Raw genomic sequence first — 13,071 nt, 5'->3', positions numbered from 1 at the left:
GGTTTCCCTTAAGATACTCGCTCCGTCTTTAGTGTTCCCACAAAAGTGGTATATGCTCCAATATTTTTATAAACTAAACCTTTAAAAAACACTCTCTTACAGTCCGCAATCATAAGTAAAGGCACAGAAAGAATCTGCGCCTTTACTCACTTATTTATTTATTTATTATTAATTAACCATTCGCTGCGCTTCACGCAATTGGAATGTTCTAACTGTCCTTGGTAAGAAACGACGAATTTCATCTTCGTTATAACCAACTTGCAGCCTTTTTTCATCTAAAATAATAGGACGGCGTAATAAGCCGGGATTTTCTTGAATTAAATTAAATAAATCTTTCATAGGCAGCTGATCAATATTTACATTCAACTTTTGAAAAACCTTCGACCTTGTTGAAATAATCTCATCTGTTCCATCCTCAGTCATACGCAATATCTCTTTAATTTCATCGAGAGATAAAGGCTCAGAAAAGATATTACGTTCTGTAAAAGGAATATTATGCTCTTCCAGCCATGCTTTTGCTTTTCTACATGAAGTACAGCTTGGTGAGGTATAAAGTGTTACCATAAAACTTCACTCCTCAATCTATTTTATATTTTCGACAATCCTACTTGACTTTATTAAATAATAATAAGTCTAATCTATATATACTTATTATACACCAAACATCTAATAAAAGGTAGGGGGTGCGATAAAATGATTTATTTAATTTATCGTACCGCTTCTCACATATTTTAAGATTCCCTTATCCAATTGATAATAAACATATTTTCATAAATAAAATACTGCTGCATAAATCTCCGCACAAAATGAATCTGTCTATTCTCCCTTTATGCCAACCTTCATCCTTATTTTAACATTTTTCAATTGAAAACATTATATCAAAAATTCACCATAAAAAACTCTTGCTTTTTTTATTAAAAGGACATTATGATAATTAACATAACTTTCAATGTTAGGTTTTATGACATTTAATTTTTAAAGGGGGATATCCATTGAAAAAGGTGGAAGCAATTATACGACCAGAGAAATTTCAAGATTTACGGGAAAGATTAGCATCTATCGGGTTCGACGGCTTGACAGTAACAGAGGTAGCCGGAACTGGCAAACAAAAAGGAAAGGTTGGGGTATACCGTTCTACAGAATTCGAGGTTACCTTACTTTCCAAGCTAAAAGTGGAATTAGTTGTTTCTGAGGAAAGAGTAGATGATATTGTCACTCACATTATCGATGCTTGTAAAACAAATCAGATTGGCGACGGAAAAATTTTCATTTCTCCAATTGCGCAGGTAATTCGAATTCGTACTGGTGAAACTGGAACAGAAGCAATTTATTAAATTTCAGGAGGAAATCATATGTTAAAAAAAACCTTTATATCAGCGATCTTATTATTTTTATTTGTCACACCAGCATATGCCGCTGTGCCAACTGTAGAATCGTTAGAGCTGTCCATTAACCTTGTATGGGTTATGCTGGGGGCATTTTTAGTTTTCTTTATGCATGCAGGCTTTGCAATGGTTGAATCAGGATTTACCCGTTCTAAAAATACATTGAATATTTTAATGAAAAACTTTTTAACAATTTGCATTGCTTCTATACTGTTTTTTACAGCCGGATACGGAATTATGTTTGGCTCCTCTGCAGGGACTTTTATCGGAACGGATGGTTTCCTGTTAAGCGGGGTAGATGATATCGGGTTCTTTGTCTTCCAAGCAATGTTTGTTGCAACTTGCGCAACAATTATGTCTGGAGCAGTTGCTGAGCGGATAAAATTAGGCAGCTATACACTTATTGTTGTTGCAATGACTCTATTCATTTATCCAGTAGTCGGACACTGGATCTGGCAAGGAGATGGATGGTTAACCGCTCTTGGATTCAGCGATTTTGCCGGCTCTACAGTAGTCCATTTAACTGGAGCAATCGCAGCATTCATGGTTGTATTCATTCTTGGACCAAGAATTGGAAAATATAATGGTAAAAAAGTTAATGTTATCCCGGGACACAACTTACCGTTAGGAGCACTTGGCGTGTTTATCCTATGGTTAGGATGGTTTGGGTTCAATGGAGGCAGTACACTGGCAGCTGACCCCTCTCTTGTTCCGAATGTTATTGGTACAACTTTATTATCTACATCTGCAGCATTGATATCCTCTTCTTTTTATACGAAATTGCGCTTCAAAAAGGTAGATGCCTCTCTGTCGATGAATGGCGTTTTAGGCGGTTTAGTAGGTATTACTGCAGGAGCAGCAGAAATTTCATTGGGCGGTTCTATTATCGTCGGTCTTGTCTCTGGTATTTTACTTGTGGAAGCAATCCGCTTTATTGACACCAGATTGCGGCTTGATGATCCTGTCGGAGCTATTGCAGTCCATGGGGCATGTGGAATTTGGGGCACAATAGCTATCGGATTTTTCTCTATTGATACTGGTTTATTTTACGGAAATGGGTTTAGCCAATTAGGAATCCAGGCAATTGGAATTTTAGCAGTAATTATTTGGGTATCTGCAACTATTGGCGGATTTACTTATCTGTTAAACAAGGTCTCCCCTATCCGTGTTTCTGCCGGTGAAGAAAAAGCAGGGCTGGATTTCACTGAACATGGTTCCAGCGCTTATAATTTTAAAGATAGTTACCTGGAAGGAACAGCAAACACAAAAGCACCGCTGGCTCTGGCCGATAGACTTAATCACTCCGAACCTGCTGTGGAAGGCTCAACAAAGTCATAAACATTAAGAAAAGCTGTAGAACAGATTCTACAGCTTTTCTTTACTAATTTAACAAGCTTACTATTTTTTTCTTGAAATAGAAGGCACCATCTATTCAAGGATGGCATCCTCGATTTCCTCTTCGTATTTACATTTTAATTAGATTTCTTCCGCTTTTGCATACCAGCTAAAAGATTATCTGATTTTTCATCTTCATTATAATGCAAAACCTCTTCAGAAGGCTGATATTTTTTTCCGTAAATTTCTTTGTCTTTATATGTATGAATATCGTCATACATTTTTTTCATTTGACCATAAATCACTTCTTCTGAATCATCCTGCGGTGACCAATATAAAATCTCCATAGGTGTTTCTTCATTTGTTGCCAATGACCTGCGGTTATAGCCAATAGATCTTGCATGATGAAAACCTTCGCGGGAATAGAATTTTAATCTTTTTTCCGTATCTGTATCATCATAATCAATTGGCTCCACTTCCAAAATAATCGCCTTATTTTTTTCCTTGAGTTTATTCATCATTTGATGACCAATACCTTGTCCGCGTGTGTTCGAAGACACCCAGAGGTAATCGATAAAAATAAATGTATCAAATTCCGCATACATCAATACATGCTTTGGGCTTTCATCTTTAAAATAGACATCACCCTTTTCTTCCAGCAACAGCTCCATATGCTTCTTCGATTTCATTTCTTCCACTGGAAAATAATCGTTCAGTTTTTCATACCAATTCATTCAGGTTGCTCCTTTTCGATTATTGTCGTTTTATTATAACCGATATCATTTTAATTGTGAAATGATACCGGATAAGAACGGGCAAAACAAGGACTGCCTTTTCACAATAAGAAAGGACCAAATTCAATGGATTCGTTATAAAAGGCTGCAGAGCGTTCTCTGCAGCCTTTTATTATTTACCAATTAAATAATCTACGTTCTCTGTATAATTATTACCTGCGTTCCATAATAAATATTCTTCAATGTCATTATCATATAGTGCTTTAATTTGCGCTTCTACTTCTTCTTTACCATACTGAAATGTCGGTCCGCTGTATAGCCATGGGGCACTGAAATCCTGCAGCCATGGACGAGATACAGGCGGATCATCTAAAGCACCTAATACTTCATTCTCTACCTTCGAGTATTCATTAACTATATTATACGGTTCTTCATCCGGGTTGGAAATTCCAAAGTAAGAACCCCAATGGCTTGGATAAATCATAGATGAAATAATATCCACGTTCTCTGAGATTTTCGAGAAGTTTTGACCAATTCCCGGTGTTTCTTCAATTGTTGCAGCATACCCGAAAATATCTACGGATACATCCACATCGTAATCGCTTAGTTCTTCATGGGCATAATCAACAAAATCTGTCACTGCTTCGACACGCTTTTGAGTATTATCCATATCCAAATCTGCATAATCTCCCATGGAATATTCCAATTCTTCATCTCTTTCTTCAAAGCCTTCCGGGAATCGGACATAATCAAACTGGATTTCTTTAAAGCCCATTTCCGCTGCCATTTTGGCAATTTCTACATTATATTCCCAGACTTCTTTTTCAAATGGATTGACAAAAGCATCTCCTTTTGGATTCTTCCATACTTCCCCGTTTTCTTTATAGGATAGATCCGGGCGGGCTTCAGCTAAAATATTATCTTTAAAAACAACAATACGCGCAATGGGATAAATCTCTTCCTGTTCCAAACGTTCCATCATTGCATCAGGATCAGAAATAAATGTTGTTCCTATATCTTCATATACCGATCCTTCTTCAGGAGCGAAAGTGATATGTCCGTAATCCTCTTTCACATCAATTACCATTGAATTTAAATCAGTTGAAGATACCAAATCTATTAAACTTTCCATCTTTTCTCCGCCGGCAGAATTTCCAGTTACATAGATTCCCCGTACTGCATCCGGATATGTAAAGTTATAATCAGATGTAATGATAAAGCGGCTAAACCGCTGAGACAGATCAATTTCCGTTAAACCGGTCGTTCGCTCTTTATGCGATTTTGCTTCAACATCCGCACCATCCTCTGCATGAACTACATTTGCTTGTCCCAGCCCAGTAAATGCCGCACCGGCAACAGCAAAACTAACTAACAGGCTCTTCCATTTCCTCATCCAATCAATCTCCTACATATGTATTTTATTATAGTATAAAGGAATGGTAGTATTTTTTAAAAGGAAAACTCGAAAAAAGCGGAAAAAAGTTTTATTTTAAAATAAGACCTTATATTTTGTCATTTTCCAAATACTTGCATAGACTGCTTGCAATTTGTCAAAAATAAATTTATAATGAACTTAATTTAATATTAGAAGCATTGAAGAAGTTATAGTACATCTTTCCCGCTGATTTTTAGAGAGCTTGTGGTGCTGCAAACAAGTATCAAGGTTAGATGGAATTGGGCTTTGGAGCTTTATTTTAACAATGAAGTGATTCTATTTATAGAATAATCAGGGTGGCAACGCGGTTCATTCGTCCCTATTTTTGGGAATGAGTGGGCTTTTTTTATTGCCTGGGAAATACTTCAACCAACCCCAGCTTCTATTAAGTAAAGGCTACTGCTTCTTTGAATAATGCTCCAGTCATCTGAAGCATGAATAACAAATATCTTTTCTGCTTTTAAATAAATGAATGAGGTGAAGACATTGCAAACTATTTTTTCAGGAATTCAACCCAGCGGTACATTAACTTTAGGCAACTATTTAGGTGCCCTTCAACAATTTGTCGAATTACAGGATGAATATGATTGTTATTTCTGTATTGTTGATGAGCATGCAATAACAGTTCCACAAGACCGGTTAGCTTTAAGAAAGAACATTAAATCATTAGCTGCTCTTTACTTAGCTTCGGGGATTGATTCAAATAAAGTAACACTTTTTGTCCAATCAGAAGTTTCAGAGCACACACAGCTGGCTTGGATTTTACAATCGATTAACTATGTCGGTGAGCTGGAAAGAATGACACAATACAAAGACAAGTCAAAAGGACAGGAAGCAGTCTCTTCCGCTTTATTGACCTATCCTACACTGATGGCTGCTGATATCTTACTATATAATACCAATGTCGTTCCTGTAGGAGATGATCAAAAGCAGCACTTAGAGCTGACTCGTAATTTAGCACAGCGCTTCAATCACCGCTTTAACGATATCTTCACTATTCCAGAAATCCGTATCCCTAAAGTCGGTGCCCGTATTATGTCTTTACAGGAACCTACAAAAAAAATGAGCAAATCCGATACGAACCAGAAGGGCTTTATTTCTATGCTTGATGAGCCGAAACAAATCGAGAAGAAAATAAAAAGTGCTGTAACGGATTCAGAAGGTGTCGTAAAATTTGATAAGGAAAATAAACCAGGTGTCTCCAATTTATTAACGATTCATTCTGTATGTACAGGAGAGTCTATCGAGAGACTCGAAGAAAAATATGCAGGTAAAGGCTACGGAGACTTTAAACAAGGTGTAGCAGACGCTGTTATCAGTGTTTTAAAGCCAATTCAGGATAGATATAAAGATTTAATCGACTCTGAAGAGCTTGACCTTATTCTTGATAAAGGAGCTGAAAAAGCTTCATTTACAGCTGGAAAGACGTTAAAAAAAGCCAAGAAGGCTGTAGGGCTTGGCAGGGTTAGAAAATAAAAGTATTGAATAAAACCCAAGGAAACTGAATTTGCCCGTTTCCTTGGGTTTTTTTAATTTTGCTTAGATGTATTTTCTTCAGACTCCATTTCAGACTCCCACATTTTTTCCAGGAAAGCCTGTCCGCGGATTAGTTTTCTGCAAAGCTCTTCATGTGCTGAGCTCCATCCATCCTTCAATCCGTTATACAGTGCCTCCCAAACTTCCTGTTCATCCATATATTTGATAGAAGGGTATTTTTTGGGATCCCATTCCGTAAGCCAGTATCTCAGCTCTTGTTTATTATTCGTTGTCTTTAATTGATCTAATCCAATCATTAAAAGCTGCTTAAGCTGGCGTTCTCTTCTTGTCAGCCCATGAATAAAGGATGGCGGCATAGACAGCATATGATAATCCTTTTGATAATTCTCATTTTTAAATGTATACGATTTTTGCTCTGCTTTTTCAATCATGCTATACACCAATTGTTCCTGTCTGGGAATTAACCTGCTTTTTCTTACAGGAATATAATATCCCGCCGTATCAAAAGCAAGTATTTCCGCACCGTCTGTTACCACAGCAGCATATTCTAATACCGTTCTTTTTTGACCTTTTCGTATTGTGGCCCTTTTGTAAATACTATCGAGTAAATCCTTTGGGAGTTCGCGAATATCGTTTTCAATGTATTCGAAAAGCTCACTCGATATGTACAGCAGTGGAACTTGGTCTAACAATTCAATTGAATCAGACTTCCTCCATTCATGGAAGGGGCATACATTATATCCGTTCTCTTCCCCTTCAAACCAATTTACCCAAGCATCATGTAAATATAACATTTCCTAACCCCACCTTATCTTCCATTTAATATCTCTTAGTTCAAAAGAGGAGTATGTTCAAACCTTTGGTCATACTGTGACGTCTATTACTTCCTTTTGAACATGAAGGTTAAAATACATTATGACCATCTCCCATATTTTTATGCGAAATCCCTTATTTTTCTATGTTAAAATGACGGAGTGAAATCAATAAAAGCAGTAATCCTAAAGGAAAAAAATAGCACTCCGGTCTTCCAGCTATAAAAATAAAATAGTCTGCCCAGGTTAATCCGGCGGGGAGAAAATTGAAATATGCTATGATCGTAACACTGCCTGTAACTGTCATTCCAAACCCGACTAAAAATAAAAAGAAAGACCCCATAGTTTCGCCTCACTTGCTTGTCCATTTACTGTCATTCTATGTGCTTGTCCACCGAAAAATACGAGGTTTTATAAAATCTAAAAAAAGCCTATCTCTTTTTAGAGATAAGCTTCTTATCATTATGCTTCATATTTTTTAAAGACAAGTGCTACATTATGTCCGCCGAAACCTAGGGAGTTACTTATTACTGCATTAACTTCCTGTTTTCTGGCTTCATTTGGTACATAATCTAAATCACATTCAGGATCTGGATATTCATAATTGATCGTTGGAGGAACAATTCCATCGACAATTGCTTTAATGGAAATAATCGCTTCAATAGCTCCTGCCGCTCCCAATAGGTGACCAGTCATTGATTTGGTTGAAGAAATTGCTAAGCTGGAAGCTTTTTCACCAAAGACCGTTTTAATTGCCTCCGTCTCATATTTATCATTTAAGTTCGTACTTGTACCATGTGCATTCAGATAATCAATATCCTCAGAATTCAATTTTGCATCATCAATAGCATGCTGCATGGCACGGGCAGCACCTTCTCCGTTTTCCGCCGGTGCAGTTATATGATACGCATCCCCTGTTGCTCCATAGCCAACAATTTCTGCATAAATCCTGGCACCGCGTGCCTTGGCAGATTCAAGTGATTCTAAAATAAGAATACCTGATCCTTCACCCATTACAAAACCATTTCTTTCTTTATCAAATGGGCGGCTTGCTTTCTTCGGATCTTCTGTCGTGCTTAGTGCTTTTGCAGAAGTAAATCCTGCAAATGCCATATCGCTGATTGGTGCTTCTGTACCGCCAGTAATCATTGCATCGGCATCTCCGCGTTGAATTACTTTGAAGGCATCTCCAATAGAATTCGCACCAGAAGAGCAGGCAGTTACGGTACAAGCGTTAATTCCTTTGGCGCCTAATTGAATGGATACTTGTCCTGCAGCCATATCAGGAATCATCATTGGCACGAAAAATGGGCTGACACGTTTAGCACCCTTTTCCAAAAACTTGGAATGCTGGTCCTCCCAGGTCTTCATACCGCCAATGCCGGATCCAATCCAGACACCAATACGGTCTGCATTTTCATCAGTAATTTCCAGATTTGCGTCTTCCACTGCCATTTTTGCAGCCGCTACAGCGTATTGCGTAAATGGATCCATCTTACGTGCATCTTTCTTCTCCATATACGCAGCAGGGTCGAAATCCTTCACTTCTGCAGCTGCTTTAGCTGTGAATAATTCTTTATCCACCTTTGTTACAAAATCAATACCAGACTTCCCGTGAATGATGCTTTCCCACATCGTAGAAACATCATTGCCGACAGGAGTTACTGCCCCCAGCCCAGTTATTACGACTCTTTTTCCCACAATTTATATCCTCCTTTTACTAGATGAGACTTACCTGCCCCAGCGCATAGCAACCGCTCCCCAGGTTAAGCCTCCTCCAAATCCTACTAATACTACTAAATCATTATCTTTTATTTTACCCTCTTTTACTGCTTCAGATAAAGCCATAGGAATCGAAGCGGAAGAATTATTTCCAAAACGTTCAATGGATTTCGCCATTTTATCCTCGGAAATTCCTAATCGTTCTCTTGCTGCTTCCATGATTCGAATATTTGCCTGATGTGGAACAAGATAATCAACATCATCACGGGACAGCCCTATTTTTTCAACAACATTTATTGTAGACTCAGGCATCTGTCTCACCGCAAATTTAAAAACTTCTCTTCCATTCATTATTATATGGTCTTCTTTATTTAAGTAAAGTTCTTTGCCGCCGGCACCATTTGCGCCAAGTTCAAAAGAAAGTATGCCTTTCCCTTCAGATACCTCACCAATTACTGCAGCTCCGGCACCGTCCCCAAATAAAACGCATGTGGAGCGGTCTGTCCAGTCTGTAATTTTAGATAGCTTTTCAGTCCCGACAACGAGCACGTTTTTGTACGTACCTGCAGCGATAAATTGATTTGCCGTAATAACACCATACATAAATCCGGCACAGGCTGCGCCAATATCCATCGCAGCTGCGTTTACAGCTCCCAATCTATCTTGAATCAGACAAGCAATCGACGGAAAAGCTGTATCCGGGGTAACTGTTGCTACCAGGATTAAATCAATATCCGCTGCTTTTACATCAGCTTCTTTTAAAGCTTCTATGGATGCATGATACGCCATATCGGAAGTATCAATATCGTCTGTAGCTAACCTTCTTTCAAGGATTCCTGTTCTGGTTCGAATCCATTCGTCGTTGGTATCAACAATTTTCTCTAAATCATTATTTGTAACTACATTTGTAGGTAAATAATGGCCGGTCCCTAAAATACCGATACTCATCTAACCGCGCTCCCCTTCTTTATATAACATCACTATCAAACATTATGACTTGGTACTAATTTTAAGACAAAATGAATTGGATAGCAAGTTACAATTTCAGCTTCCCCCATGAACCCGCACTATCCAATCGCTTTGTTAATATTCATTTGGCAATAGACCTGTTTCAATATATTCTTCGATATCTTCTTCTACCTGCATTTTTACATATCCAGGGACAGAGGAATGAATCTCACCAAGGGAAATATAACCATCTTTAAAATCATAGGTGTAAATTTTCCCTTCCAGGTCTTGTTTATTAAATTCATCTGCTACTGATTTATACAATTCGCCAATATGTTGAATGGTACTGGTCAAAACAGCGTCAGGAGCAACCTCCATCTGATCCATCATATAACCAATTGCAAAAAGACCATCATTTTCTGCCTTTTTTATTATGCTTTCACTAAAAGCATCTCCGATCGGGTAGAAAATATCTACTCCCTGCTGCTTCATTTCAGTGTACTTTTCCAGAGCAAGATCAACATTATTCCAATCATTTATATAATCAAATTTTATATCCGCCTCTTTGTTTACATATTTTACTCCTTCAAAGAATCCCTCTATCTCAGGTTGCCAGACATAGGCAGCAATAATGCCTATATCATTACTGCTCGTCATATGGCCGGCAACCATTCCTGCGAAAAATCCCATTGCATGTGCATTAAAATTAATAGAAGTGACATTTTCCCGTGATTCTCCCCCATTTACATACACAAAATGAACATCAGGATAACTCTCTGCCAACGTCATAAAATACTCTCCGTAAATATTGCTGTGTCCATAAATTAAATTAACACCATCATTTACAAATTCGTCGACAGCTTGCTGCACCTGATGCATTGTTTCTATATTCTCTTCATAAAACACATCGATATCGTACTTATCGCCTATCTCCTGCATCGCTTGGTATCCTTGTTCTGTCCAAGGATTATTATCTATTTCTGCATCCGTTATAAAACCGACGTTTTGTATTTCACCTGTCTCAAAATAGGAACAAGCTGGCAGCGTGCAAATTATGAATAGAAGGATTATTGAATAGTAGATATATTTCACTCATAGCACACCCATTCTCTTACAGAAATCGCTTATTAAATGCTTTTATTGTTTTTATTGCTTCGTTTATATTTCTATTTTCCAGCAGAACCTGTTTTTTTTCAACTTTTGTGTTTGTTAAGTTATTGTTAACTGAAGTAACTTCAATTAATTTAGGCAAATGGGTCATTTTTATCCATTGTATCAATACATTTAAAAAGTCTGTAATATAAATAGCATTGTTCTCCCAATCTTTATCTGTGTAAGGAATAAGTCTGCCATCCATAACTAATCCAGTCTCATTTATCTCCATGCCTTCTCCAATAAGATAAGGCACTGAAATCACTGATGTATTCATATTATCCGGTACAATTTTCAGGCTGGTATCTGTTTGAATGTGAAATATTTTTTCAGCACTTTCCTTTATATTTTTTGTCTCTGAATCATCAATGACAATAGCAAGGTCATAATGGCTTGCTGCCTGATCTATTTCCTGAAAATTACTGTTCCTGCCAAAAAAATCCTCCAGTCCGGTATCAATTCTTGGATCCCGGATGCCTTCAATCTGGCAGCCTTTATCCAATAATCTTGTCACAACATGGTATCCAACCCAATGATTATGGGGAGTAACTAATATACGCATGGAAAAACACTCCTTTATAGTGATAGGCTTCTAATTGGTCTCCTTTTTGCACACAATCCAATAGAGACAGCGTGAATTTTTATGCACACATCTATAACTGTTTAATTCTAAAAAAATCCAGATTATATTATTACTCAACTTTCGCACCTAAAAAATAACTTGCTTATCATAGAAACAGGTGTTGATCGTTCCTTCCATGTATCATCTATCTCTTGACAGAGCAAAAACTCTATCCAGAAAGAAGGTAACATGTCAGGCCACCGCTGCGGCGGACCGTTTTGCTTTCCTAGGGGCACGCTCTTCAGCTAACTTTTTCCAAGAAGAGCACTTGGCAAAAGTGGATCTTCAGATGGTGCTAATCCCTCAGGAGTCAAAACGGTCCGCCTCCGCTAGAAGGGGGTTCTATATTGTTTAATACAACTGATCCAATAGAAATTAGATCAGTAAAGAACACCTTTTTCGTGATGCATGTAAAAATGTCCCGTCGCGATTACTTTCTGTGTATAAAAGCTATTCCTGATAGTTACTATCCCATGCTGTGTCATCATTTAAATTGTCAATTCAACCATTTGAAACACTACAATGATCTTTTTATCAAGTAAAAAACAATTATTTCATCCAACTCCATCAGGATATGATTTCTTTCATACGCTGTGAAAGCCTAACTGAGCGCAGACCAACCACGAAGACTCCTATGGGAACAGGGCGAGTTGAAGATCCACTTGAAAAGCGGTTTTCTTTTCAAGTTAGCTGAAGCCGCCCCCATGGAAAGCGTAGTGGTTGGGCGGAGCGGCGCTATACACAATCTCCATTTCCGTAGAAGGATGATTTGACAACATGCAAGCAGGATAATGAAGAACATGTTCATTCTGGAATAGGAAGGTATAGATGCTTATTCTCAGATGCGAAAGTTGATTTATTAATTTTTCATGAATTTTTTTGAATGTTTAAAGCAACGAAAGGCTTTTCATGTTAAAATAATATTTATGATGTGTCTTAGACAAGTTAGTAAAGTGAGGTGGACTTATGCGTTACATTATGACTATTTTTTGGGCTGTTGTAATTTCTTTAGCAGTCTCTTATGTACTGACAAGCATGGGTGCAGAACCGTTTGTTATACGTGATGCACTTATTTTAGCAGGCATCTTTGTATTAGCTGTTTTTGCCTTAGCCGGTTTTGTTCTAAAAGAGGATACCGAGTAAGTAAAACCCCTTGTCTAAATATATGCGACAGGGGGTTTCTATATTTCTAAAAACATTTATGAAGCTTAGTTGTTAAATAAAAGTTCTATATTTGTATTTTATAGCATATTTACATAAAAGGACATGCTTCTGAATTGAAATGTGAGGATGCCAGCTCTAAAGTTGATATCTCTAATATATTATAGAGATAAAAGGCAAGCTTCTGGCATTTTATAAATTGATTGTACCCCATTGTTCACTTTTAAAAATAACAGTACAATCATAGAAAAAATAAAGGAAGGTATAA

General features: G+C 37.5%; 13 protein-coding genes and 1 other annotated feature. Of the genes, 4 read left to right on the top strand and 9 right to left on the bottom strand.

Annotation, left to right across the window (positions count from 1 at the left end; genetic code table 11):
• Window positions 1-168 precede the first annotated feature (168 nt).
• Entirely contained in the window at window positions 169-564 is a 396-nt protein-coding gene (gene spxA, locus IEX29_RS18940; protein WP_077600932.1) for a transcriptional regulator SpxA, read from the bottom strand.
• Between the two features lie 428 nt (window positions 565-992).
• Here spxA and IEX29_RS18935 point away from each other — a divergent pair, with 428 nt between their 5' ends.
• Both IEX29_RS18935 and IEX29_RS18930 read left to right on the top strand, forming a co-directional pair.
• A complete protein-coding gene (locus IEX29_RS18935) occupies window positions 993-1,334 on the top strand; it encodes a P-II family nitrogen regulator (RefSeq protein WP_188736213.1) in 342 nt (113 codons plus the stop codon).
• 18 nt (window positions 1,335-1,352) lie between these two features.
• On the top strand, window positions 1,353-2,723 hold the full coding sequence (locus IEX29_RS18930; RefSeq protein ID WP_188736211.1) for an ammonium transporter: 1,371 nt from the start codon (window positions 1,353-1,355) through the stop codon (window positions 2,721-2,723).
• A gap of 134 nt (window positions 2,724-2,857) precedes the next feature.
• Here IEX29_RS18930 and IEX29_RS18925 read toward each other — a convergent pair whose 3' ends face one another.
• Together IEX29_RS18925 and IEX29_RS18920 are read right to left on the bottom strand one after the other, a co-directional pair.
• The gene (locus tag IEX29_RS18925) at window positions 2,858-3,454 is read right to left on the bottom strand and encodes a GNAT family N-acetyltransferase (RefSeq protein ID WP_188736210.1); all 597 of its coding nucleotides are present in this window, start codon (window positions 3,452-3,454) and stop codon (window positions 2,858-2,860) included.
• Window positions 3,455-3,626: 172 nt separating this feature from the next.
• Window positions 3,627-4,847, bottom strand: a complete 1,221-nt coding sequence (locus IEX29_RS18920; RefSeq protein WP_188736208.1) for a putative glycoside hydrolase — start codon at window positions 4,845-4,847, stop codon at window positions 3,627-3,629.
• 191 nt (window positions 4,848-5,038) lie between these two features.
• Window positions 5,039-5,213 (top strand) — a binding site (T-box leader).
• A 162-nt stretch (window positions 5,214-5,375) separates the two neighbouring features.
• Between IEX29_RS18920 and trpS the strand changes: the two genes are divergently transcribed.
• On the top strand, window positions 5,376-6,365 hold the full coding sequence (gene trpS / locus IEX29_RS18915) for a tryptophan--tRNA ligase (protein WP_188736206.1): 990 nt from the start codon (window positions 5,376-5,378) through the stop codon (window positions 6,363-6,365).
• A gap of 53 nt (window positions 6,366-6,418) precedes the next feature.
• Here trpS and IEX29_RS18910 read toward each other — a convergent pair whose 3' ends face one another.
• The 6 genes from IEX29_RS18910 to IEX29_RS18885 all read right to left on the bottom strand — a co-directional run bounded on the left by IEX29_RS18910 (window position 6,419) and on the right by IEX29_RS18885 (window position 11,582).
• A complete protein-coding gene (locus tag IEX29_RS18910; RefSeq protein ID WP_188736204.1) occupies window positions 6,419-7,180 on the bottom strand; it encodes a YjbA family protein in 762 nt (253 codons plus the stop codon).
• 154 nt (window positions 7,181-7,334) lie between these two features.
• Complete coding sequence (locus IEX29_RS18905) at window positions 7,335-7,541, bottom strand: YuzI family membrane protein (RefSeq protein ID WP_188736203.1); 207 nt, start codon at window positions 7,539-7,541, stop codon at window positions 7,335-7,337.
• A gap of 119 nt (window positions 7,542-7,660) precedes the next feature.
• Window positions 7,661-8,902: a beta-ketoacyl-ACP synthase II gene (gene fabF / locus IEX29_RS18900; RefSeq protein WP_188736409.1), complete on the bottom strand. Its 1,242-nt coding sequence runs from the start codon at window positions 8,900-8,902 to the stop codon at window positions 7,661-7,663.
• Window positions 8,903-8,929: 27 nt separating this feature from the next.
• Window positions 8,930-9,868 (bottom strand): beta-ketoacyl-ACP synthase III, encoded by a 939-nt coding sequence (locus tag IEX29_RS18895; RefSeq protein WP_188736201.1) that lies wholly within the window; start codon window positions 9,866-9,868, stop codon window positions 8,930-8,932.
• Between the two features lie 135 nt (window positions 9,869-10,003).
• Window positions 10,004-10,960 (bottom strand): BMP family ABC transporter substrate-binding protein, encoded by a 957-nt coding sequence (locus tag IEX29_RS18890; RefSeq protein ID WP_188736199.1) that lies wholly within the window; start codon window positions 10,958-10,960, stop codon window positions 10,004-10,006.
• 19 nt (window positions 10,961-10,979) lie between these two features.
• Window positions 10,980-11,582, bottom strand: coding sequence for an NAD(P)-dependent oxidoreductase (locus IEX29_RS18885; protein ID WP_188736197.1), 603 nt, complete (start codon window positions 11,580-11,582; stop codon window positions 10,980-10,982).
• Window positions 11,583-12,608: 1,026 nt separating this feature from the next.
• Here IEX29_RS18885 and IEX29_RS18880 point away from each other — a divergent pair.
• A complete protein-coding gene (locus IEX29_RS18880; RefSeq protein WP_077600920.1) occupies window positions 12,609-12,785 on the top strand; it encodes a DUF2929 family protein in 177 nt (58 codons plus the stop codon).
• The last annotated feature ends 286 nt before the right edge of the window (window positions 12,786-13,071 follow it).

The sequence above is a fragment of the Oceanobacillus neutriphilus genome (assembly GCF_014645515.1).
Classification (GTDB): Bacteria; Bacillota; Bacilli; order Bacillales; family Amphibacillaceae; genus Oceanobacillus; species Oceanobacillus neutriphilus.
Note: the sequence above shows the minus strand (reverse complement) of the source record. Positions and strands in the feature narration are given on the sequence as shown.

Excerpts from the sequence above, each read along its gene's own strand:
- spxA (WP_077600932.1), bottom strand. The coding sequence starts at position 564 with ATGGTAACACTTTATACCTCACCAAGCTGTACTTCATGTAGAAAAGCA.
- IEX29_RS18930 (WP_188736211.1), top strand. The coding sequence starts at position 1,353 with ATGTTAAAAAAAACCTTTATATCAGCGATCTTATTATTTTTATTTGTC.
- IEX29_RS18925 (WP_188736210.1), bottom strand. The coding sequence starts at position 3,454 with ATGAATTGGTATGAAAAACTGAACGATTATTTTCCAGTGGAAGAAATG.
- IEX29_RS18920 (WP_188736208.1), bottom strand. The coding sequence starts at position 4,847 with ATGAGGAAATGGAAGAGCCTGTTAGTTAGTTTTGCTGTTGCCGGTGCG.
- IEX29_RS18910 (WP_188736204.1), bottom strand. The coding sequence starts at position 7,180 with ATGTTATATTTACATGATGCTTGGGTAAATTGGTTTGAAGGGGAAGAG.
- IEX29_RS18905 (WP_188736203.1), bottom strand. The coding sequence starts at position 7,541 with ATGGGGTCTTTCTTTTTATTTTTAGTCGGGTTTGGAATGACAGTTACA.
- IEX29_RS18895 (WP_188736201.1), bottom strand. The coding sequence starts at position 9,868 with ATGAGTATCGGTATTTTAGGGACCGGCCATTATTTACCTACAAATGTA.
- IEX29_RS18885 (WP_188736197.1), bottom strand. The coding sequence starts at position 11,582 with ATGCGTATATTAGTTACTCCCCATAATCATTGGGTTGGATACCATGTT.
- IEX29_RS18880 (WP_077600920.1), top strand. The coding sequence starts at position 12,609 with ATGCGTTACATTATGACTATTTTTTGGGCTGTTGTAATTTCTTTAGCA.